Raw genomic sequence first — 24,639 nt, 5'->3', positions numbered from 1 at the left:
TGCGAAGATAAACAAAAATAATTACCTTTGCCGCGAAATTTATAATTTATTTAAGAGTGAACTTATTCGCTTTATGACAAACGTTATTTGTTTGTAACAATCGTACCGGCGTGGGTATGATGACGGGAAAGAGGCCATATAAGTTTGATTTTTTTGATTATGCGTTATAGAATGAAAATGCTGCCCCTGCTCATTGCACTGACACCATTAGGCATGTATGCACAATTACAGGAAGGCTCAAAAGACGAAAGAAAGAACGCCATGACAGATTCGGTACACAGGATAACTGAGGTGGTGGTACGTTCCAATCAGATGTTAGGTAGTAAGTTCGAGGCTCGTAACCGCACGGGATCGGCTTATTATATCTCTCCACAAGAAATAGGAAGGTTCGGTTATACCGATATCAACCGTATGCTAAAGAGCGTACCGGGCGTAAATGTCTATGAAGAAGACGGCTTCGGCTTACGCCCGAATATCAGTTTACGCGGCACGAAAGCAGAACGAAGCGAACGTATCTCGCTGATGGAAGACGGCGTGTTAGCCGCTCCGGCCCCTTATGCTGCACCGGCAGCCTATTATTTTCCTAATGCCGGACGCATGTATGCCATTGAGGTATTGAAAGGAAGCAGTCAGGTGCAATACGGTCCGTTTACTACCGGAGGCGCCATTAATATGGTATCGACGCCAATTCCTAATAAGTTTACTGCCAAACTTAACACATCTTACGGCAGCTACAATACGCTCAAATCATATTTAAGCGTAGGAAACAAATTCAAGTATGTGGGATTTTTAGTAGAATATCTGCGCTATCAATCGGATGGATTCCGCAAGGATGAGCCAAACGAACGCACAGGATTCAAACGCAATGACCTTATCGTAAAACTCTCAGCACAAACCAACAAAACTGAAGGAGTAAACCACTTGTTTGAATTGAAGTTCGGTTTTGCCAACGAAAATTCCGATGAAACTTACTTAGGACTATCGGAAAACGATTTTGCTGCACGCCCCTACTTCCGTTATGCAGGCGCTCAAAAAGACAATCTTCGAACTCGACACGCCCAATGGGTTGCCACTTACCTGATTGAAGCCGGCAACAAATTGAAAATAACCACAAACCTATATTACAATTACTTCTTCCGTAATTGGTATAAACTTAACGAAGTACGCGCCGGCATTACCAAGGCAGAGCGCCGATCGATTGATGATGTGCTCGCTGATCCGGAAACCAATAAAGATTATTTCGATATTGTTACGGGTAAAAAAGATTATATTGGCGAGGCTCTGATGTTGCGTGCCAACCATCGCGTGTACCATTCGCGTGGCGTACAGTCGAAAGGTGAATACCGTACAATGTTAGGCGGCGGCTATTTCACTGCAGAGTTAGGAGTGCGATATCATGCCGACAGTGAAGACAGATTTCAGCAAGACGACGGTTATTCTATACAAAACGGCCGTATGAGCCTGTTCTTAGCAGGGCTTCCGGGCAGTAATGCAAACCGCATAACCACTGCTCATGCTTGGTCTGGTTATTGGTTAGGAAAGTGGTCGAAAGGCATTTTTACCGTAACGGCCGGCATGCGTTACGAAGACGTAAAGCTGTTGAAACGCGATTATACCAAGGCCGATCCCCGTCGTACAGGCAAAGTACGCATAGAAACACCTAATCATGCACGGGCACTTTTGCCGGGTTTGGGCATCAATATGAGGCTGCTACCCATCTTTTCAGTATTCGGCGGTATTCATAAAGGGTTCGCCCCGCCCAGCGCCACGCTCAACCAAAAGGCCGAAAGTAGTGTGAACGTGGAAACCGGATTGCGCCTCACGATGCAGAAGTTGAAGTTTGAAGCGATAATATTCAATAACAATTACTCCAATATGTTGGGAAGCGACTTGGCTGCACAGGGCGGTCAAGGCACACTTGACCAGTTTAATGTGGGCAAAGCTGTTGTAAACGGTTTGGAATTGATGTTGCATTATCTGCCATTACCCAAGCGTTTCGCGGTGCAACTTCCTATACAACTCTCTTATACTTATACCAACACCAAGATGAAGAACGCTTTCACAAGTTCGGCATGGGGTAACGTTGCTTATGGCGATGAAATACCCTATATTTACAAGCATGCTTTCAATGCACAGGTAAGTATCGAACACAAACGAGTGGAAGCCAACTTCGGCTTGCGCTACAACGGCGATATGCGAACCATACCCGGACAAGGAAAGATTGCAGAACGTGAGAAAATCCCTGCTCATCTTATCTTAGACGCCTCGTTGAAAGGGCATATCAACAAATACGTTACTCTAACTGTGAATGCTATCAACTTAACCAATCGTAAGTATTTGGTATCGCGACATCCGTCAGGACTTAGGGCCGGGCATCCGTTCGGTATCTACGGAGGATTACAAGTGCATCTATAAGAAACTACAATTTCTATTTAAACGACAAATAAACAGTTATTAATTCAATAATGTATATACAAGCAAATATTAAAAAAGTCTTTGCCGTGTGCCTATTGGTACTCGTATCGCTTGCCGCGATAGCACAATCCGGAGATATTATAACGGGTACAGTAAAGACGGAACAAGGCGAAACACTCGTGGGAGCATACGTCAATGTCGTGGGTACACAGATAAAAGCCGTTACGAATGCGAAAGGACAATTCACGATAAATGCTACACCGGGGCAAACTTTACAGGTGAGCTATATCGGGATGGCTACACGACGAGTCAAGATAACAGCACTATCTATGGACATTACATTATATGACAACAGCCATCAGGTAGACGAAGTAGTGATAACAGGTTACCAAAATATCCGAAACAGGGTGTACACCGGTGCTGCAACATCGGTAAAAATGAACGACATCAAGCTCGAAGGAATTGCCGACGTATCTCGCATGCTCGAAGGGCGTGTGCCCGGTTTATCGATACAGAATATATCGGGAACGTTCGGTTCAGCGCCCCGCATCAACATACGAGGGGGCGCTTCCATCATCGGAAACGTGCAGCCTCTCTGGGTTATCGATGGCGCCGTGTACGAAGATCTTGTACACCTAAGCATTGATCAGTTGGCATCCGGCGACGCTGTAACGCTGATTAGTTCTGCTGTATCGGGCCTCAATCCGGCCGACATACAAGACATACAAGTACTGAAAGATGCTTCGGCCACATCGGTATACGGCGCACGGGCATTGAATGGTGTAATCGTAATAACAACAAAGTCGGGCAGAAAAAACTCTCCCCTGCGTATAAGCTACTCTACGGAGAATACTGTACGTCTGAAACCCCGCTATGCCGATTTCGATTTACTGAATTCTCAAGAAACGATGTCGCTCTATCAAGAAATGAACGACAAGGGATATTTCGGCATCAGCAACTCTCTTTACGGAAGACGAAGCGGAATATATTACCAGCTATACAAAGGAATAAGCACCATCAATCCCGCCACGGGCACTTATTATCTTCCTAACACACCCGACGCAAAGATGGATTTTCTGCGCAAACGAGAATATGCCAATACCAACTGGTTCGATCTTCTATTTACCATGAAGCCTATCACTAACCATTCTATAACGCTTTCCGGCGGCGGTAAAAATACGGCCACCTACGCTTCCATAGGCTTTTATTACGACGGAGGATGGACTATTGCCGACAATGTTCGCAGACTTACCGCCAATATAAAGAACACTTTCTACATCAACGATAAACTCATAACCACACTTACGGCACAGGGTAACATTCGTTCACAGAAAGCCCCGGGCACTATGCCGCAACGTAAAAACAACGCGATCGGCACCTTTGAACGCGATTTCGATATCAACCCGTTCTCGTATGCTCTCGGAACGAGCCGCACCCTTCGGCCTTACAACGAAAACGGCAGCCTTGAATATTATCGCAACAACTGGGCTCCGTTCAACATTCTGAACGAATATGCCAATAACAAAATGAACATCAACGTCTTAGACTTTAAGCTACAAGGCGAGGCAACCTATAGGGTGAACACCGATTTAGCTATAAAAACGCTGGTTTCTACACGGCAAGCATACACCACAACCACGCATGAAGTATACGAAAATTCTAATGTAGTACAGGCATATCGCGCAAACGAAAATCCGTTCGTAGCACAGCAGAACATCTATTTAGTACACGACAAAGACAATCCGTTGCTGCAACCAAAGGTGGGATTGACACATGGTGGCATCCTTAACAAGACAGAAGCCTCGCTAAAAAGCTTCTTGGCACGTATCGCGTTCGACTTTGATAAACGTATCGACCAGCACGATGTAAAGGCTTTTGCCTTTACCGAAATACGTTCGACCGTTCGTACCGTCAACCCTTTCCAAGGATACGGCATCCAATACGACAGGGGAAATCAGATATATACCAACCCGTTGATATTCGATAAACTTATCAACGAAGGCAATAGCTACTTCAATCTGCACAAACGAAACGACCGTGGAGTAACGTTCTCCTTTAACGGTACGTACGGTTATGCGGGCAAATACATCTTCAATATGGTATTCAATTGCGAGGGTTCCAATACTTCCGGCAAAGGAGCAAGGGCTTTATGGCTGCCTACATGGAATATCGGAGCCAAATGGAACATAGACCAAGAGGCATTCATGAAAGGCAACAGTACCATTTCAAGACTGGCCTTGCGCGCCAGCTACGGCCTTACGGCGAAGATGAACGAAGAAGCTATCAACGCCAATTCTATTTTTAAAGGCGGTATTGTGAACCGCTATCATTTCAAGGACCGAGAGAATAAACTCAATATTCTGCATCTTGAGAACAGAGACCTTACATGGGAAAAGATGTACGAGCTAAATATAGGTGTGGAATTGGGCCTGTTTAACAATCGCATCAGCACAACACTCGACGTGTATCAACGCAATACTTTCGATTTGATCGACCTTGTGCGCACTTCTGGCGTGGGGGGGCAATACTACAAATATGCCAACTTCGGCGATATGCGCACACGAGGCATAGAGCTTGGCGTACATACCAAGAACATCGTAACAGAAACATTTAACTGGAGTACAAGCCTTACATTGAGCGCGATGAATCAGAAAATAACACGCCTGTTGAATACGCCTAATGCCTTCGATATGGTGGCAGGAAGGGGACGCGGCAATATCGTAGGCTATCCGAGAGGTTCGCTTTTCTCATTCAACTTTCAAGGATTGAACAACAATGGCTTGCCAACATTCGACTTCGGACTATATCCTTCCAGTCAAGGAGAGTACTCTAATATTGCCGGAGCCGACTTTCTTGATACGCAATATGCCAAATCATATCTCTTGTATCATGGCCCTATAGAACCGCAAGTGATAGGCGGTTTGTCGAATACTCTTAAATATAAAGACTGGGAATTGTCGTTCTTCGTAACCATGCAGGCAGGAAATAAGATACGTCTGAACCCCACTTTCGATCCCGAATTCGGCGATCTTAATGTCTTTTCCAAATCATATTACAACCGTTGGCTCAATCCGGGAGATGAGTTAAAGACCGATATTCCGGTACTTCCGTCGCAGGAATTGATTGCGAAAGTGGGCAAAGAAAACATCGAACGTGCCTATAATACCTATAATTACTCGCAGAAAATGGTTGCAGACGGAAGCTTTGTACGTATGAAAAATATATCGTTAGGATATAATATTCCTGATAAATTCCTTAAAAAGATGAAGCTACATACAATGAACTTGCGCCTAAATATCACCAATCCTTTCCTGATTTATTCGGATAAGAAGCTCAAAGGACAAGACCCGGAGTATTATAAATCGGGCGGTGTATCGCTCCCTACTCCCAAACAATATACCTTAACATTGAACATAGGTTTCTAACATAACAAAAATATGAAAAAAAATATATTGCTATTCACAGTAGCTTTGCTGTGCACAGGATGTAATGGCTTCCTTGATAAAAGTCCTGATTCAGAGCTTGATGTCGACATTAATTCGGAAGAAAAGATAGCAGAATTGCTCACCGGAGCTTATCCCGAGGCAAGCTACATCCCGTTCTTGGAACCGCGTACCGATAATGTCGATGAGCGTACCAACGGCATCCATTCCCGTTTGAACGAGGCTATGTTCTTTTGGGAAGACTACGATCAGGAAGATCTCGATACTCCCTTGAACTACTGGAATGCCTGTTACAAGGGAATTGCGCAAGCCAATAAGGCCTTAGAACTTTTAAGCCGTTATCCGAAAAGCGAACGCGTAAAAGCTCTATACGGAGAGGCTTTCTTGCTAAGAGCTTACCTACATTTCATGTTGGTCAACATTTGGTCGGAGCCATATGGCGGAAAATCCACCAATCCGGGTATTCCCTATATCACAAAACCCGAGAAAAATGCTTTGGTAGATTATCAACGCGGTACGGTTAACGAGGTGTACGACCGGATAGAAAAAGACCTGAAATTAGGTATATCCTTGGTTTCGGATACCTATTACAAGCACCCCAAATTCCATTTCAATAAAAAGGCAGCCTATGCATTCGCATCTCGTTTCTATCTTATGAAAGGCGAATGGAAGCAGGTAATAGCCTATGCAGACTATGTACTTGGCGGAGATCCGAAGACACAACTACGGCCTTGGACACAATATGCCAACGAATTAGAGTTCAATCACCAAAACCTTTATCGCAAATATGCCGCTACGAATGAACCTGCCAACCTGCTGTTGGTCAGCACGGAGTCGCGTCTGGCACGCACAACACCTACAGATAAGTACGGTTCTACCTTCGGAACGGTAGACAAGATTTTCGCCCAAAAGGGCATTGAAGGCGGTGGCGATTACTCCAAAATGAACTTCATAGGCACTTACATTTTCACGTCATCGGCAGCACCCGTTACAACCGGCCGTTATCTGGCTAAGTTCGACGAGCTTTCCAACTCGGAAAGTACAGGCACAAAACCGCGCGGTCTTTATGTTACGAATGTGCTCTTTTCGACAGACGAGGTACTCCTAAACCGTATGGAAGCCCATGCAATGCAGAAAAACTATAATCGTGCCATCGATGATTTTCTGCAATATATGCAGGGAAAGTTCGGTTTTATGCCCTCGGTCAATAGAAATGTGTACACTTCTACAAATAGCGAGAACTACAATGTTTATACTCCATTCTACGGACTTACCCTGAAACAGCTTGCTATAGTGAAACTCTTTCTCGATTTCCGGCAAAAGGAATTCTACCAAGAAGGCCTGCGCTGGTTCGACATCCGGCGTTTCCATCTGGCTGTGAAACGCTCTTCAAAGAGTTCATACTATTTTCCTTTAGAGAAAGAAGATCCGCGAAAAGTGCTTCAGATACCGACCGAAGCCATTCAAAGAGGCCTTTCCGCCAACCCTCGCGAGCGCAACGAACCTCGCAGATAAACAGTATTATATAAAACAGGAACAATGAAAACGATAACTACAAAGATAATTCTTGCCACATGTACAGTCCTTTGGCTGGCGGCATGTAACAAAGAAACGCTTAACGACAGAAGCGTTATAGACGACGGCAAGCAGCAGATAGAGCCTACACAATTAGATACTTGGATACTCGAAAATATAACCAAGCCCTACGGCATAGAGGTTATTTACCGCTGGGAAAAGCATGCCGGCGCCTCCGGAACATTCATCTATCCGCCGAAATTAGAGAATGTACGCACGGTGCTCGAAGCGGTCAAGGAGCTGTGCATAGAAACCTACCGGTTAAAAGAGGTGGGCGGAGAAGATTTCTTGCTCGGCCGTGTACCCATTAAGATGTATCTGTACGGCGGAGGGAACCCCGATGAAAACGGGGTAGAACGCCTTTATAACCCGCAACTTACGGCGGCCGAGATGTGTATATATAATGTGAACGACTTTAATCCGGGCAATGCAGACAAGGTATTTGTACTGATGCGCAGCGTTTATCATCAGTTTGCCAAGCGTTTGATGCAGCTTATTCCTTATGATCGCGATAAGTTTTTAGCAATCAGCGGGCACCGTTACACGGGTTCTACCGAACTAATAGCCCCACCATTAAGTTATGCCCGTACGGGAAAGGAGAAATTTGGATTGGCCGACTATGCCAACAAAAGAGGGTTTTATACTATGCTCTCTTTCCTTTCTGCAGAAGATGATTTTGCCGAAATCATCAGTTCTACGCTTACCAGTACACCCAAAGAGGTGTATGATGCCGGTATCATGGCGAAAACACCCGATACGGACATCGATCCCGAAGTGAACGCACGTTATGCCAAAGAGGCCGAACAAGCCTACAAAGAGTTTACGGAGAAGCAGGCTTTTGTAGATGAATACGTGCAGAAGAGCTGGCATATAAACCTTAAACAGATGCAGGTAACCAGCGTCAGAAGGATAAACTATTACGTAAAACAGCATTAGAAGAAAATGGATAAGATACGTTTATTTAAATATAGTTATATAGTATTGACACTGTTGTTGGCAGGATGTTCGGACAATGACGATGCATTCGACAAATCTCCCTCGCAACGCAGTAACGAAAGTATTACGGCTTTGAAGAACGAACTCGTGGGGGCTACTCACGGCTGGCGCGTGCTCTACTTCCCCAAAACCGACTCTCTGTTGTTCTCAACCCCCTCTGAAATCATCCCTCAAAATGGCTTCCGCGGGCGTTACGGTTACGGGGGCGACAGCTTTATCATGAAGTTCTCGGCCGATAATACGGTAGAGATGCTGGCCGATTTTACAAGCCGAACGGCCGCTGAAACCATGAAGAGCGAGTATTTGATAGGCCGCAACAGCTTCACACAGTTAAGTTTCGTTACCTATAATTATATCCACCAGCTCGTGAACGATCGCTTCGCAGGCTCGTCAGACTTTCTGTATATGGGTAAGAACGAGGACGGTGATTTGATGTTCCGCACGGCATCTTACCTTCAGCCGGCACGCGAATATATCGTTTTCACCAAACTGAAAAGTGCTGAAGAGGCTGCCGACTTCGTACAAAAAGCTTATGCCAACCGCACTTTTTTCGAACAGATGGTGAACCCACAGCTACACATTCACAAGGGCGGGCGTACTTATTTCCGCAGCGATATATACATCAAACGAAACGTGGAAACCAATCGGGCCCTGCTTAAAGAGATAAAGGAAAAGAAATACTACCTGTTCCTTTTCACGCAAAAAAGAAATCCTATACCGGAATATCCTGCCAAAGAGATGACCGGTTTGGGCTCGGGATATGCCGGAACAGAGCATGGTATAACGTTTAGGGCAGGTTTGCGATACGATAACAAAACCATGTTTTTCGACTTTGAACGTAAAGGTAACCGTTTTGTTGCCGAGCTGGTATCGGTATACGAGCCCTTGTTAAGGAGCACACGCATAGTAAGTAAGCACCTTCATCCGCAAGGTGAGCCCACCGGACTGCAGGCGGAAATATGGGATGCGGCGGCAGAATGACAGACAAACACATGATGTAAAGATAATAAGTTATAGAAATAAGAACAATAGATTATGAATATAAATTTGATAAAATATGCTTTTATCGGCCTTGCTTTGCTCACCGGGGGCTGCTCGCACAGCAGTGAAGACTATGCAGACGAGGATTATGAGAAGCTTTTTCCTTTCCCCGGAGTAGAGAAACCCAAGGTTTCGTATGAAGATCAGGTAGTGCAATTGGGCGATCCCGATGCCCCTATCTCGGATTATGTATATCCCGGAGTGGATATTACCGATAATGTTCGTAATTACAAGGTAACGCTTACGTGTTCGTTCACCGAGGTGGATATTGCAGGTGAACTTATTGACGAAGACGATTTAACATCGCGGTATACCATCAGATATATAGATACCGACAAGCGTCTGCGTATCATATCGTCTAACAAACGAGACAGTACAGCACACATATTCCTAACCAACAACAAGGAAGATACTATAACCTTCACGGCAAAGTCGGGCTACCCCATGTATCTATGTGTTAACGGTGTGGGACCTCGCAGTTCGTCTGTCAAAGCCAAGATATCGGCCATATCTGAAGATGGCTTAACAATTGTTAAGCCTCTCAGCGTGCACGAATATCAGAACGAAGAAGGGCTCGACAAGATAAAAGCCCCGTTCTGCGGTTACATTATCTTACCCTAATGTATAAAGAATATGAAAAAGAATATTGCAATTTGTATGACATTGCTCGCTATACCGTTGATGTTCGCTTCATGTAACAGCTGGGAAGGCGAAACAGTAGAGTCGGCTTACAGAGAACCACAGGTGCCCGATCCCTCTTACCAGTTTAAACGTAACGGCAATAGCAGTGTGGATTATCTGGAATGCAGTCTGTTGCGAGATCCAATAGACTATATCTACAGCAGTTATCTGAAGAACGCCTTGATTATGTACAATGCCAACATGGAAAAAGTACAAGACTATTTTACCAACGGCGAATTCGGGTTAAAGCCCAAAGAGGAGTTGGCTGCATCTTCGCTGCACAAAGCCGACAGGGCGCGTATATTAAAAGATGTGGAAAACATTTTTACTACTACAGGCAAGCTGAGCGGACTGTCTCAACCCAGTCCGGGCACTTATCGTAACCAAAAGGCCCGCCAAGGACAAGGCGGATACGTGGGAACTTCCATCGGTGATATAAACATCGCCTTTGCTAATGAGAAAGGGGTAGTGGTAGCAGAAGTATTTAACGGTATCGTTTGGGGTGGAATCTATTTAGACAAAATACTCAATGTGCACCTTAACGACAGTCTGTACAACGATGCCCGATTGCGCAGAGAACACGAAAACACCACCCTCCTACCGGGGCGAAATTATACAGAACTCGAACATCATTGGGACTTGGCTTACGGTTATTACCAGTATTGGTTGCCTTTCATACAAACAAATGCCTTATCTGTATTACGCGAGAGCCGTATAAAAATCTATAATGCGTTTGCGCTCGGCCGTGCAGCTCTCACCGATTTTCGTTACGATGAGGTGCACGTACAGTTACAGATAATACGTGCAGAACTATCGAAAGTGGCAGCCGTACGTGCCATGAATCTGCTCATAGGTGAGATAACTACTGTGAATATAGATGAGGATTTGAACAACGCCTTGGTATTTCTATCGCAAGGTTACGGTGCTCTTTACGCTCTTCAGTTTACCTTGCAGCAATCGGGCAAGCCCCATCTTTCTTACGATGAGGTAATGCATTACCTCTCTCTGCTTACCTCCGGAAACGGTTTATGGGACAAAGAACGGCTGCTTTCTGCAGAAACTGTAGACGGTTCTCTTAAGAACATAGCCGCTTCCATAGGCAAACATTACGGCCTGACACCCGACGATATCAAGCCTTCCAACTAATTTTTAATACAAAATAATATATAATGAAACAGAATATATATATCGCTTTGCTGCTGATGTTCTTACCTTTTGCAGCAAAAGCCCAATTAGGGAAAGAGCTTATTCCTAACGGAGGATTCGAAGAATATACCAAGACAACACCTCCATCTTCGGAAGATGAAAGCGATGAAGAAGACGAAGACAATAAGAAAACAATGGATTTCGATCCTTATCAGAAACCACTTTACTGGTATTTCAATTCTACCTTGGCCTATTCGAGGGTAAAAGATGCGCACCAAGGTATGTTTGCTGTGAAGGTTTATCCTAACGGCGGATCGTTCTTTTCGCGCGATAAAGACTTCAATCCATACCATATTGTGGCCGATCCCAGCGGTGAATATCGTCTTTCCTACTGGTATAAAGGAACAGCAAAAAAACCAAATATTATAGTTACGGTAGATTGGTATAAAGGTTCGAAATCTATTAAAAAGGATACACGTACGGGTTGGAACGATAAAGCAAGTAACTTCTCGGATACTTGGCAACAGAAAACATTGACTTTCAAAGCCCCTGCCGGAGTAGACAGAGCCGGTGTAGGATTGTTTTTCGAGAGCGATCCAGAGTCGGCAAATACCGGCGGTTACATCCTTATAGACGATGTTTCGTTCGTACAGACCAAAGCGGTAACGCCATCAGCAAAGCTGGTTCCCCCCTCTAACATTAAAGCAGTGCCGCAACAGAGAGAAATAGAATTGTCGTGGAGTGCCGTTGATGAGGACGGTGTAAGCTACCAGATACTGCAGAATGAGCAAGTTCTTGCTACCACAAAAGCTACGTCTTACATAGTTGAACAGTTGGAACCGAACACATCTTACCAAATCAGAATACGCACAGTAAAAGGACCTGACGCCTCTGAACCATCTGCTCCCGTTACACGAAAAACCCAACAAATGAGCAGAGGAATAGACGAAGATGGGCGTATACCTTATTTATATACGGTACGAGAGGTAGGAACTTGTACCCGAACACTACGACTTTTCTACTACGACTTGGCCAACAAGGATGCACAGATAAGCTATTGGGTAGACGGTGTTGCCGTTACACCCGCCGACAGCAGTATTACCTTCGCAAACAAAGGCGAACATCTGTTGCGGATAGAGATTGCGGAAACACCCGAACGCAAATGGGATATAGAGTATAAATTGATTGTGGATTAACAAATTATATCTATCGGAAAAAATATGAAACAGATAATAATATTTTCGCTGTTGCTGTTGTGCACGTTCGGTTTGGCTGCCTGCGATAAAGACAACAAACAGGATTTATCGGAAATACGAGTGGGTTCTGAAGATTTAAACGAGGTATCTCTCAATAAACTTTCTACCCGGACAATCCTGCTGAGCGGCGGTAACGGCAAATATACAGCTAACGTGGCCGACTCTAAGATTGCCGGTGTAGAGATAAGCAAAGATACATTGCGCATTAACGGAATATGGGAAGGGCGCACTTATGTCACGATCATATCGGGAGATTTCAAAAGACGTGTGGAGATTAACGTGGTGGTTCCGGAGCTTAGTATCAGCCAATCGGAGATACGACTTTATCCTCGCGACGAAAGTAAGTTCGTAAGTTTGAACGGCGGAGGCGATATTGTAGACCTGAAAATAGACGATCCTGACAAGATTATGGATGCCAAGTGGAATGCCAAGACGAACATTCTGGAGATAAAAGCCAACTATGAAGGCGAAGCTATGATTAAGGTTATTTCGCAAAACAAGAAAGAAAAAACGCTGAAAGTTACGGTGCGTTGCGACGGTACAGCAGGCAAAGTAGGGATTTACGGCACCACTTCACACAACATATATGTACAGATGAATACCGTTATGGCTGTGCGGAAATCGGGCATAGGAGTATGGCTTTGCGGCGGTGCACGTCCTTATTCGTCGAGAAGGGTGTTGAAGATAACTCCCGCAATTGTCAATCCTGTGGCCGGAACGTATGTGGACATTTCGCTATCGATGACCTATCCGGACGAATTTGACGACAGCAATCTAAGAGAAGGTAACTACAAATTATACGTAGAGGAGGTAAGAGAAAAGGATGTAGTGCTTAGAGGTCGAGGATATAAGTTCGTAATACCGTACGAGAAGAGATAACCGCCGGCAGCGATGGGAAGGCTTAAATAGCATCAAATTTTCCAACGGAAAAGTAATCAAACGCATCGAGAAATATACTTCTAAGGTTCTCTTAACAATACAATCCCTCTAAAAGTCTTCCGGTTGCTTTTAGGGGGATTTTGCGTAGATGGCACATCTACAACGCATAAACGGTAGGGATATTTTTCATATTCGGTACTTCTAAAACAGATAGGCATAGGTAATGTAACGGCAAAACAAATTGTATATTAAATAAAAATGAGTAACTTTGCAATGACTGTTATAAGAACCGATGATAGACAAACCAACCATTGAAAAGATTAAAGATGCCGCCAATATCGTAGATGTGGTATCCGAATTCGTGTCGCTCCGTAAGCGTGGCGCCAATTACATGGGCCTGTGCCCCTTTCATAACGAGAAAACACCGTCGTTCGTCGTATCGCCTTCGCGCGGTACATGTCATTGTTTCGGCTGTGGAAAGGGCGGAAATGCCGTGAGTTTCATAATGGAACATGAGCAAATGACATATCCTGAGGCGCTCAAATGGCTCGCCAACAAATATCACATAGAAATAAAAGAGCGCGAACTTACCGATGATGAGAAGCGTGAACAGAGCGAACGGGAGGCGATGTTCATAGTTAATGAGTGGACAGCCAAGTATTTTCAAAACATTCTACATAACACCCCCGACGGTTTGGCCATAGGTATGCAATACTTCCGCAGCCGAGGTTTCCGCGACGACATTATAGAAAAGTTCCAATTGGGCTACGACCTGCAAGACCGTCATGCACTGGCTGCCACAGCCATTAAGAAAGGTTATAAGCCCGAGTTCCTGCTTAAAACGGGTATATGCTACGAAAACGACCGCCACGAACTCATCGACCGTTTCTCTGGCCGCGTAGTTTTTCCGTGGATAGGCGTAAGCGGTAAGGTCGTTGGATTTGGAGGTCGCGTGCTTGACTCGCGTACCAAAGGCGTGAATATTAAGTATGTAAACTCGCCAGAGTCTGATATTTATCACAAAGACCATGAGCTCTATGGCATTTATCAGGCCAAAAAAGCCATCGCAAAAGAAGATCGAGTGTACATGGTCGAGGGATATACCGACGTTATTTCCATGCACCAGTGCGGCATAGAGAACGTGGTGGCCAACTCGGGCACCGCGCTCAGCTTTCATCAGATACATACCTTGCACCGCTTCACCTCTAACATAACCTTGTTATACGATGGCGATGAGGCCGGTATACACGCAGCTTTGCGCGGTACAGATATGCTCTTGGCCGAAGGGATGAACCTTAAAGTGCTGTTACTCCCCGATGGTAACGATCCTGACAGCTTCTCTCGTCAGCATTCGGCGGCTGTTTTCCGCCAATACATCAACGACCATCAGACCGACTTTATACAGTTCAAGACCGATTTATTACTGAAAAACGAGACCGATCCCATCAAACGATCGGAGGCAATCAACTCGATTGTGAAGAGTATATCGGTCATTCAAAACCAGATATTGCGCGATACATACCTGCATGACTGTGCACAACGCATGGGTATCAATGAGGGAACGCTCATCAATACCATGAACCGATTTATCAGAGACAGCCGAGATGCACAGGCCAAAGAGACCGATCGCAAGCAGCAGGAACAGGAAACGCAAGTCGCACCTCGGCAGCCCATACAACCTGCAACGCCCATGCAACAGGCCAAGAAGGTAGAACAAATGCTCATACAACTCGTTATGAAGTACGGAGAGCGTATTATCGTGAAAGATGCCACCGACGAAGAAGGCAACGTTTACACGCTTTCGGTAGCGCAATTCATCGACTATAACCTGAACACAGACAACCTGCAATTCGGCAACGAGTTATATAACAAGATACTGGCCGAGGCGGTCGAGTGCTGCAGAACAGAGGGATTCCGTGCCGAGACCTATTTTATTCACCACGAAGACATAGAGGTGAGCCGCCTTGCTATAGACATGACGGCCGACAAGTTCAAACTTTCAGAGAGCTTGAAAAAGGAAGTCGACGATGAAAGATTGCTCAACAGAACCATACATTTGTTACTGGATTTCCGCATGGATTATGTGGAGAAGCGTCTTAAAGAGCTGCAACAAGGCATCTCTTTGGCCGTAAACGAGCCCGAAAAGATGCTTAAACTCATGGAAGAATACAAAGATATGCAGAACATTCGCAACACTCTCGCCCGCAAACTGGGTAACAATATCATCGTATAAACAAGCTGCAGCGCAGCCATAAAATAAAGGTGCTTCTTCGGGCTCATAATCCTGTCGCCCATAGAAGCACCTTTTATTGCACATATCCGTACTATGTAAGCCTTTTATACCGCCCTTCTGTCGGCAATAGAAATATCGTCTGTCAGACCTCGAACGATATTTCGCCTGCAGCATACAGGCCGACTTGCACCATCAGATATCTCGATATGCCCTGCAAGGCATTCATGTTATCGGTCTGATTACAATGGTATTACTCCACTTTCCATACAAAATGCCCGAAGGCTTTGGGTGCTTTTCTTAAGCCGGCAAAGGCAGTTGTGTTGTCTCCACTAAGGTCGAACTCGAGAAAGAAGGCATATCCGTCGGCATAAGGATAACAAGTACTCGCCCAATAATGGCCTCCTCGTTCCTTTAGAATAAGGTCGTTATCTTCATAACAGCCGCTTGCAGGGAGGAAAAAGTATTTGCTTATATCGCTTGGCCGCTCTGTCTTCGGGTAGACATCATTACTGCTTTCATTGTCTTTCATATCAACTTTTTTAGCTGTTCCTGCATCGAACCCTTCGATATACTGCCGTTTAGGCAGCCAAAGTCCCTTTGTATTGGCATAAATACCTACCCCATTGCTATAATATAAATCATTGGTACCGAGATACATCAATATCTGTTCCTTAGTAGGACATTCCTTACAAGAGTGCTCCGGAGTACTGCAAGCGCGGTTATATCCCTCGCCTCCTTCATGAAAATACTCCTTACTGCTGTTACCTTTCACATAAGGACTGTATGCATCCCATTGGTAATACAGGTGCAAGGGAGTAGCTGTTTTTGCGATACGATATATCTTTCCGGCCTGTAGATCGACATTGGGTTTCGTAGAGATAGAATAATTCATGCGCTTACCACGTGCAGATATGACAAGTCCATCTTTCAACTTCTGCGGAAGAATCATAGCATATCCTACGATAGGATGCCCCATATCGAACGTTACATCTTCAGCAAACTTAATCAACATGTTCCCTTTTCCATCCGAACTCCACGTATTGTAAAGCCCGTTCCACTTACGGCTATGCACCAAATTATTATCTGCTACGCTCTCTCCTTGCGCCAACGGAGTGGCTATTACCACAGAACTAATCTTGTCTTCTGTTGGCAACAAGGGATTTTGTTCATCCTTTTTAGGCATCTTTATCGTAAACTTAACGATGGCAGCCTCGTTCTTGAATTGCAGAAGATTGCTGCCTTCGGGTTGGTAATCCATCTTAGAAGTCATCATGGCATGCTCCTGTATGTAATCCAAAGAGCCCTCCTGCGAAGAATAGTCTACGTTCATAACCGCCCATCTGTCATCACTTTCGGGCATTGTAGCGGGATATACGGCACATATCTTATTCACCTGTGCAGATTGATCGAACGTTCCGGTGAAGGTAGCAAGCTTTCCACTTGCGTCAGCCGGTGCAGAGAAAATCGAAGAAGGGGCACCGTTCAGGGGCGAAACACGTATCTTGTCGCCCTTACCCCATCCTACTTTCAGCGTTTTCCCTTGCTCATCCTTGAAAATAGTGCGCGTGCTAAGATCGGGCATCATAGCCTTTAATGTTACTATCTTGCTCGGTTGTCCGCCTTTATCCGCCCTATCGTTACCGATATCGTTAATTCCCGTGCATGCAGAAACACATAGCAATGTTCCGAATAAAACCGATAAATTTGTCTTGTTTGCTTTCATAATCAATAAATAAAATTTGTTTTAGCATTCATATCATCACTTCCCAAGTCTTCTCCTTCTTCATAATCGCCAAGCTGCCCCTTATTTTTAGGATTGCTGCCTGCCAGCAATTGAGATTTTACAGATAATGAATTCACTTGTGGTTTTACATAATTAGCCTTCATACTTGTACATAAAAATTTTAAAGTAATATTAATTCATAATGTTAATTCGGTATAAGACAGATACATCTTTTTATGGCATGATAATCGTTGTTATAAAATCATTGGTTCGTTAAACATACCTTTGGGTTAACTGCATGCCGATACCAGAATTCGTTAATTACCGGAAATCTGCAACTGTTCATTTGCACAAACGGTGTTATCCTAATCATAAAATACCGAAGTTTCCTAAATAATTGCGCTGCAAAGATAAGATAATACTTTCGTTCTTACTAAAGACACGCCTGATTTTTTCACATTTTTTCATATAAATATTTACGATTCGTTCACATTAAAAGTAGTTTCTATCGTGCATACATATATAATATAAAGCTCGTATAAAGCCCGCTTGTCGACAACAGATGTACCGTGTATCACGGCACGAGGCATGCTTCGTTCACGGTAAACCTGCAAATAAGCACCGCCAAACCTCCTCTGCAACCCAACCGAATAATAAATATTTAAGCAGCAAACCCTTTAGAGTGAAGTAAAAAAGTGCCTGTGGTGTTGCAATTCCGATAATAATCGTTATCTTTGCAGATATACTTCAACACCGTTACCAAAGCATGAAAAAATTCATACCAACTATTGTCGTCTTGCTTATGAGCATTGCAGGGGGTGCACAGAACGGTTACCTGCCCGCAACGGGAAACATCGATGCCCGCAACAAATTTCAAGACAACAAGTTCGGGATATTCCTTCATTGGGGAATATATTCCATGCTCGGCGAGGGCGAATGGGTGATGAACAACCGGAATATCAACTATATAGAGTATTCGAAACTTGCCGGCGGCTTTTATCCTTCTAAGTTCAATGCCGACGAATGGGTAAAGGCAATCAAAACAGCCGGTGCGAAGTACATCACCATAACGGCGCGACACCACGACGGGTTCTCTATGTTCGGCACGAAATCCGACGGATATAACATCGTTGATGCTACACCTTTCGGGCGCGATGTGCTGAAAGAACTGGCAACGGCCTGCCGACGCGAGGGCATCTCACTGCACTTCTATTACTCGCATCTCGACTGGCATAGGCTCGATTACCCGCTCGGTAGGACCGGCAGATGGCTCGGCAGACCGGCTAACAGGCAAGACTGGCGCAGTTATTATGCCTTTATGAACAAACAACTTACGGAACTTTTAACCGGCTACGGGCCTATCGGTGCGATATGGTTCGACGGTTTTTGGGATCATGACAGTGATGATAAGCCTTTCGACTGGCAGCTCGGCAAACAATATGAGTTAATCCACAAACTGCAACCTGCATGCCTCATCGGCAATAACCATCACGAAGTACCGTTCGAGGGAGAGGATATACAGATATTCGAACGCGACCTTCCCGGCGAAAACAAGGCCGGATATTCGGGCAAGAACGGCATCAGCGCCCTGCCACTCGAAACATGTGAGACCATGAGCAGGTGTTGGGGATACAACATTACCGATAGTCTGTACAAAACATCTAAGGAACTTATCCACCTTATTGTGCGTGCCGCAGGGCGAAATGCCAACCTGTTATTGAACATAGGGCCGCAACCCGACGGGCAATTACCTGCCGCTGCAGCGCAACGCCTCGGCGAGATAGGCAAATGGATGAGTACATACGGCGAAACCATATACGGCACCCGTGGAGGCATTATAGCACCGCATGAATGGGGAGTTAGTACGCAAAAGGGCAATAAACTGTATGTACATATACTGAATTTGCAGGATAAAGGACTGTTTCTTCCGGTCGACAATTCGAAAATAACCAATGCCGTAATGTTCAATAACCATACGAAAGTGAACTTTACACGCAGTAAATACGGCATTACGATAGAGCTCCCGTCGGTGCCGAAAGATATAGATTGCGTAGTCGAACTCACAGTGAAATAAAAATAACAGGGCGGCAGGATGCTTATTGTCGTTACTTCTACATTCGGATTTCATAACAAAACAAAGCTACAGAGCATAAGAAGACAAGAATTACAAGGCTGAAACATGGGTTACATCGAACTGATGCTATTGATTTGTACGGTGTGTGCTTTTGCTACATTGGCATCGTATTTTGTTTGGAAGGGTTATCTCCGTGCCAAGCAGAACCGTTATTCGAACTCGCCGAACGATAATCGCCGCATCATCAGAAGGGCGTTGCGCACACTCAACTGTAAGCCTGTATGGAAGAAAGAAAACGAAGATACCTTTGCTGATTACGAATATCAAGGCGGTTCGTTCCGCATTCGTCTTAACAAGAACTCACCTTTTGCACGGCTATCTTACCTGTCTATCTATTCTGTTCATGCCGAACAGCTGGAACTTATGCGCAACATTTGCAATCAATGCAACTTGAATACTGATAACTGTCGCATCATCTATACCATCGAAAACGCCAACGGCACGGCATACGTACATATAGTATCGGGCCTGCTGCTGAACGATATCACGTCTTCTTTGTTGCTTAAACGAACGATGGAGGACATGTTCCTATGGAAAAACGTATTCGTCAAGCGGTTCGAAGAGATGATAAAAGATGCCGAAACAATCGGATTTACAGATATAGAAAGAACCGGTATGGATATCGGGCGCAACATTTATCTGGTACGCGAACAGGAAATGCTGCACCAAGAAACAGGCTCCGAGTGGCGCGAACAGCCCGACGAGGGTATTACCATCAAGCGATTGTTTGCCAAGGCATTGGGTATATCGCACTTTCTTCCCATACGTATGACCGTCGTTACCGACGACCGCAACGTACGGAAAGTAGATGCCGACAGGATAAGCGAGCTGGAACTCTCGGCCGAACTTATCGCCGAAGGCAAATTCGTGCACCGCACGGCCACGCTCTTCCTGTCGTATTTCGACCGTATCATGGCTGAAAAAGAACGACGCCTCATCATTCATCTGTCGGCAGAACAGGGAGACGAACGCACTCTTTATTACCGCATAACCGTTACCCAGTTGCCTCTGTCGGCGCAAAAAGCAAATCCTGTAGGCACCGACAATAATAAAACCATCGCTTTGAGTACACTCGCAGCGCACGATCTCAGGCCGGCTCAGAGGCGTACCGATGAGTTTCGTTATCTGTGGAAAGAAGCTATGGCTAAACTCGGGCACGAAGGTATCGACAGTCTTACAGACGAAGAACGCCTGCTCGTGGCATGTGTAAATCCGCAAATGGGATATTATCTTTATCGCGGAAAGATGCTCTTTAACCGAAAATGCTTTGTAGAAGCGGTTGCACTCTTGGAATATGTATATCACACATTGCAGCAGTATCTGCCGCAACAGCAACCCGAAATGCAGCAATACTTCTTTGAAGTGAGCTATATGATAGGCTACTGTTACAACGCCCTGCACCAATACGACCGCTCATATTACTATTTAGAACTGCTTCTTCCGCTGCATAACATCATTTATACCGAGGAATATATCAATTGTATGGTAAATGGAGGCGACCTGCGCGCCTACGGTATCATCGAAGGACTGCTGCAAGAGCTCTCCAATTTACCCGAAAAAGAAAAGGTGAAAAACTATTTCGAACCTTTCAGGAACTTTCTGAAGAGGCGCAAGGCCTATATCCTTGTGGAAAGAAAGAGCTACGATGAGGCCGAAAGAATGCTGCGCAAAATGATCGATGAGCCCGAAAATGCAGACTTTGCAATACATGAATTAGCTTATATACAGAAGAAAAAGGAAGCGAAATAATAGCTATGATCTACGCACATTGGATAATATTTGCCCTCTACATCATCATTGTAATTGCCACAGTGGTGCGCATTCTCATGGAAAACCGGCAGCCCGAAAAGACCATGGCATGGATGTTGGTGCTTATATTCGTACCTGTTGTAGGTATTATCTTCTACTTCTTCTTCGGACAGAACACACGCAAAGAGCGCTATATCAGCCAACGCAGGCTCGATCAACTGTCTAAACGTTCGATGTTGGAGTTTGCCGAACAACGCAATCTGCGCCTGCCTGATACCCATAAAGCACTGATGAAACTCTTCGCCAACCAAAGTATGTCGCTGCCATTCAAAGATAATGAGGCCGATATTTATACTAACGGCTACGACTTCATCCTCGGTCTGCTGCGCGAAATCGGTAAGGCTAAGCATCACATTCATCTGGATACTTACATTATAGCTGATGATCCGCTCGGACGATTGGTAGCTGATGCGCTGATAGATAGGGCACGCGAAGACATCGAAGTGCGCTTCATCTACGATGATGTGGGCTGTTGGCGGGTGTCGAACCGTTTCTTCGAACGCATGAGAAATGCCGGAATAGACGTACATTCATTCCTTCCGGTACGCTTCCCCGCCTTTACCGGCAAGGTTAACTACCGCAACCATCGCAAACTCTGCGTAATCGATGGCAAGGTAGGTTTTATAGGTGGCATGAACATAGCCCTGCGCTACGTGAAAGGTACCCCCCGTCAATCATGGCGAGACACCCACCTTCGCGTCACCGGAGGCATTGTCTATTCCATACAGCGTGCCTTCCTTGTCGACTGGTATTTCGTGGATCGCACGCTTATATCCGACCGCAAATACTATCCCGAAGCCAATACGTCGGTCGTAAACGACTGTATAGCGCAGGTAGTTACTAGTAGTCCCATCTCTCCATGGCCCGATATCATGCAAGGTTACGTAAGAGTATTGCTCGAAGCCAAGCATTATGTCTTCATGGAGTCGCCCTACTTCCTGCCCACGGAGCCTATCCTATTTGCCATGCGTACGGCATCTCTCACCGGTATAGATGTAAGATTGATGGTTCCTTTGCACACCGACGCCCGATTGGTGGAATGGGCAAGCCGCTCATACATTATGAATATCCTCGAAGCAGGCGTAAAGGTTTATCTCTACAAGGCGGGGTTCAATCACTCAAAATTACTGGTTGCCGACGACAGTTTGTGCACCTGCGGGAGTACGAACGTAGACTTTCGAAGCTTTGAGAATAACTTTGAGTCGAATATCTTCTTTTATGACAGAGATATGGCATTAAGATTCAAGCAGATATTCCTTGCTGATCAAGAGCTATGCAACCTTATCGACAGCCCTACAGACATAGCCCGTCGCCCGTTCCTGCAACGCCTGTGGGAGTCACTCACACGTTTATTGTCTCCTTTGTTGTAAGGGTAGGAGATGAGGGATGAAGGAATAAGGATGAAAGATGAACGTTTATCAGCCGAATTTATAACGAAGAATAACGAACAATCTTTCATCCTTATTCCTTCATCCCTCATCTCCTATTCAGTTAAACCGAACAACGAAAAGTTCACACTGCCGTAGGTACGACGCTCAATAAAGTGGGGTTCGTTAGAAAAATCGTCCTGCCGACCGTGTTCGAATACGAAGATACCGCCCGTTTTCAATAGGTTATGCTCGAATACCAGCGCCGGAATTTCGGCCAATTGGGGCAATGTATAAGGCGGATCGGCAAAGATAAAGTCGAATTGTTGGTGGCATGATTTCAGAAATCTGAACGCATCACCGCGAACAAGCAGACTATTTTCCGCTCCGAGTTTATCCACGCAGCGGCGAATGAAGTCGGCATGATCGCGGTCAGCCTCTACGCTTACGACCGTTGCACAGCCACGCGAAAGCAATTCGAGCGTGATGCTTCCGGTGCCCGAAAACAGGTCTAACGCCGCTGTACCATCGAAATCGATGTAACCATTAAGCACATTAAAAATGTTCTCCTTTGCGAAATCGGTCGTCGGACGCGCCTTGAACGTGCGCGGGATATCGAAACGACGCCCTTTATATATTCCGGTAATTACCCTCATCTTCCCTTTATAAATAATGTAATCAGATCGAAAGGCATTCCTTTAATGCCTGTAACGGGCGAACGGTTGAACTCGGCAGAAGCGTTGATTGCATAAACTTTCTGCACATAACGGCGCAATTGTTGCAAGAGTTCCTCGCGTTCGTCGGAGATATCGCCGACAAGATGCATCTCATCATGTTCCACATCGTAGCCCAACAGTTTCCATATATAGAGCAAAAAGTATATGGCATCGTGCGGATGGGATACATCATAGCTGTTGGTAAACCTGAACCTATTATGATTAAAACAGAAAACTTCCAGCTTCTTATCGTGGAAATATCCGTACAACTTGCGCCTTCCACCCATGAAACTGCGCTTATGCAGGTAGCTCCAAACGGGCTGAACGAGCGGATAGAAGTGCACATCATCGAAATGATCCGTAAGCACTAACTTCAGATCTTTATTGATAGAGAACACCGCAACGGCATTCAGATTGGGTAAAACCGCATACAATATCTCCTGCGAGTCATGCCCCGAAAAAACATGGTTGTAAAGTATATCGATCTCACTCTCATCAAATTCCTCCACCGGAACCATCAACACAGGTGCATCGAGCATTACCTGTGCCCGCTGATATCCGCGCATCAACAACTCGCTCTCATTAAAGGCTTCACGCAAATTCGCCGCCATCGACATGCCGCTTTTTACGGCGTAAGGCTCGTAGACAACCTGTGTTTCGGTGGCAGTATCTGCCACCGAGAACGACAGAGCGCCTTTACTGATACGTATTACCGGCCTCATTCTCGAAACAAGTGTACTATTCCCAGTTTCCTGCATTATCATTTGGTGTTGTTAAATCCCCTATCTTCAATCCTGCAAAGCGCCCTGAAGCGTTCGCATCTTCAGTTATATCGGCAATCTGCGAGGCATCGAGCCCATGCAGATAGTCTGTATACGTAGCGCTGCACTCCATTAAAGGCACGCGATTGCCCGTCTTCGTAAGCTGTACGGATACGGCAAGTCGGAAACGTTTGCCGCCCGAATAAGGTATATATTGTACAGAATCTGCCAACAGACGTGCCGCTGTGAGCGCTCTGAAATTATCGGTATATGTGCCGTATGCCTGCAGATACTTCATTTCCGCCCTACGTATAGCCATCAAACAGCGTTTTACTTCGACCTCTCTCTGTTGTTTCTGTCTCCGGAACCTCACCGGAGTGCTCACGCTGAGCACGCAGAGCACCGCCAACAGCAGTACACAGAAGCCCAATATATAATTATTCTTTATTTTCATCTACGTTCGG

18 protein-coding genes are annotated in these 24,639 nt (G+C 45.3%); 13 read left to right on the top strand and 5 right to left on the bottom strand.

Annotated elements, in window-relative coordinates; all coding sequences use genetic code 11:
- Window positions 1-159 precede the first annotated feature (159 nt).
- From HMPREF0663_RS07380 to dnaG, 10 genes are all read left to right on the top strand, one after another.
- Window positions 160-2,415 (top strand): TonB-dependent receptor family protein, encoded by a 2,256-nt coding sequence (locus HMPREF0663_RS07380; RefSeq protein WP_187115886.1) that lies wholly within the window; start codon window positions 160-162, stop codon window positions 2,413-2,415.
- A 50-nt stretch (window positions 2,416-2,465) separates the two neighbouring features.
- Window positions 2,466-5,840, top strand: coding sequence for a SusC/RagA family TonB-linked outer membrane protein (locus tag HMPREF0663_RS07375; protein ID WP_004369749.1), 3,375 nt, complete (start codon window positions 2,466-2,468; stop codon window positions 5,838-5,840).
- A 12-nt stretch (window positions 5,841-5,852) separates the two neighbouring features.
- Window positions 5,853-7,373 carry a RagB/SusD family nutrient uptake outer membrane protein gene (locus HMPREF0663_RS07370; protein ID WP_004369748.1) on the top strand — a complete coding sequence of 507 codons (1,521 nt, stop codon included), beginning with the start codon at window positions 5,853-5,855 and terminating at the stop codon, window positions 7,371-7,373.
- Window positions 7,374-7,397: 24 nt separating this feature from the next.
- Window positions 7,398-8,369, top strand: coding sequence for a putative zinc-binding metallopeptidase (locus HMPREF0663_RS07365; protein WP_004369747.1), 972 nt, complete (start codon window positions 7,398-7,400; stop codon window positions 8,367-8,369).
- Between the two features lie 6 nt (window positions 8,370-8,375).
- Window positions 8,376-9,410 (top strand): DUF4302 domain-containing protein, encoded by a 1,035-nt coding sequence (locus tag HMPREF0663_RS07360; protein WP_004369746.1) that lies wholly within the window; start codon window positions 8,376-8,378, stop codon window positions 9,408-9,410.
- Between the two features lie 54 nt (window positions 9,411-9,464).
- Window positions 9,465-10,091: a hypothetical protein gene (locus tag HMPREF0663_RS07355; protein ID WP_004369745.1), complete on the top strand. Its 627-nt coding sequence runs from the start codon at window positions 9,465-9,467 to the stop codon at window positions 10,089-10,091.
- Window positions 10,092-10,103: 12 nt separating this feature from the next.
- Window positions 10,104-11,297 carry a DUF4856 domain-containing protein gene (locus tag HMPREF0663_RS07350; protein ID WP_004369744.1) on the top strand — a complete coding sequence of 398 codons (1,194 nt, stop codon included), beginning with the start codon at window positions 10,104-10,106 and terminating at the stop codon, window positions 11,295-11,297.
- Window positions 11,298-11,320: 23 nt separating this feature from the next.
- Window positions 11,321-12,493 carry a fibronectin type III domain-containing protein gene (locus HMPREF0663_RS07345; RefSeq protein WP_004369743.1) on the top strand — a complete coding sequence of 391 codons (1,173 nt, stop codon included), beginning with the start codon at window positions 11,321-11,323 and terminating at the stop codon, window positions 12,491-12,493.
- Window positions 12,494-12,517: 24 nt separating this feature from the next.
- Window positions 12,518-13,432: a hypothetical protein gene (locus HMPREF0663_RS07340; protein WP_004369742.1), complete on the top strand. Its 915-nt coding sequence runs from the start codon at window positions 12,518-12,520 to the stop codon at window positions 13,430-13,432.
- A gap of 292 nt (window positions 13,433-13,724) precedes the next feature.
- On the top strand, window positions 13,725-15,665 hold the full coding sequence (dnaG, locus tag HMPREF0663_RS07335) for a DNA primase (protein WP_004369740.1): 1,941 nt from the start codon (window positions 13,725-13,727) through the stop codon (window positions 15,663-15,665).
- A gap of 250 nt (window positions 15,666-15,915) precedes the next feature.
- Here dnaG and HMPREF0663_RS07330 read toward each other — a convergent pair whose 3' ends face one another.
- Entirely contained in the window at window positions 15,916-17,388 is a 1,473-nt protein-coding gene (locus HMPREF0663_RS07330; RefSeq protein WP_004369739.1) for a fimbrillin family protein, read from the bottom strand.
- 2 nt (window positions 17,389-17,390) lie between these two features.
- Window positions 17,391-17,552 carry a hypothetical protein gene (locus HMPREF0663_RS12060; RefSeq protein ID WP_004369738.1) on the bottom strand — a complete coding sequence of 54 codons (162 nt, stop codon included), beginning with the start codon at window positions 17,550-17,552 and terminating at the stop codon, window positions 17,391-17,393.
- 602 nt (window positions 17,553-18,154) lie between these two features.
- On the opposite strand from HMPREF0663_RS12060, the gene HMPREF0663_RS07325 reads away from it, so the two are divergent.
- From HMPREF0663_RS07325 to cls, 3 genes are all read left to right on the top strand, one after another.
- Window positions 18,155-19,462 (top strand): alpha-L-fucosidase, encoded by a 1,308-nt coding sequence (locus HMPREF0663_RS07325; RefSeq protein WP_004369737.1) that lies wholly within the window; start codon window positions 18,155-18,157, stop codon window positions 19,460-19,462.
- 105 nt (window positions 19,463-19,567) lie between these two features.
- Window positions 19,568-21,271 carry a hypothetical protein gene (locus tag HMPREF0663_RS07320; protein WP_004369735.1) on the top strand — a complete coding sequence of 568 codons (1,704 nt, stop codon included), beginning with the start codon at window positions 19,568-19,570 and terminating at the stop codon, window positions 21,269-21,271.
- Between the two features lie 5 nt (window positions 21,272-21,276).
- A complete protein-coding gene (cls, locus tag HMPREF0663_RS07315; RefSeq protein ID WP_004369734.1) occupies window positions 21,277-22,701 on the top strand; it encodes a cardiolipin synthase in 1,425 nt (474 codons plus the stop codon).
- Window positions 22,702-22,814: 113 nt separating this feature from the next.
- On the opposite strand, the gene HMPREF0663_RS07310 is transcribed toward cls, so the two are convergent.
- Genes HMPREF0663_RS07310 through HMPREF0663_RS07300 form a run of 3 tightly spaced genes read right to left on the bottom strand, consistent with a single transcriptional unit; the run spans window position 22,815 to window position 24,629 of the window.
- A complete protein-coding gene (locus tag HMPREF0663_RS07310) occupies window positions 22,815-23,354 on the bottom strand; it encodes an RsmD family RNA methyltransferase (RefSeq protein ID WP_004369732.1) in 540 nt (179 codons plus the stop codon).
- The gene (locus tag HMPREF0663_RS07305) at window positions 23,351-24,178 is read right to left on the bottom strand and encodes a DUF3822 family protein (protein WP_004369730.1); all 828 of its coding nucleotides are present in this window, start codon (window positions 24,176-24,178) and stop codon (window positions 23,351-23,353) included. The genes HMPREF0663_RS07310 and HMPREF0663_RS07305 overlap by 4 nt, the downstream gene beginning before the upstream one ends.
- Window positions 24,153-24,629, bottom strand: coding sequence for a hypothetical protein (locus HMPREF0663_RS07300; RefSeq protein WP_004369728.1), 477 nt, complete (start codon window positions 24,627-24,629; stop codon window positions 24,153-24,155). Before HMPREF0663_RS07300 ends, HMPREF0663_RS07305 begins: the two co-directional genes overlap by 26 nt.
- Between the last annotated feature and the right edge of the window lie 10 nt (window positions 24,630-24,639).

Origin of the sequence: Hoylesella oralis ATCC 33269 (genome assembly GCF_000185145.2) — a bacterium.
In the GTDB taxonomy this organism is placed as follows: Bacteria; Bacteroidota; Bacteroidia; order Bacteroidales; family Bacteroidaceae; genus Prevotella; species Prevotella phocaeensis.
Note: the sequence above shows the minus strand (reverse complement) of the source record. Positions and strands in the feature narration are given on the sequence as shown.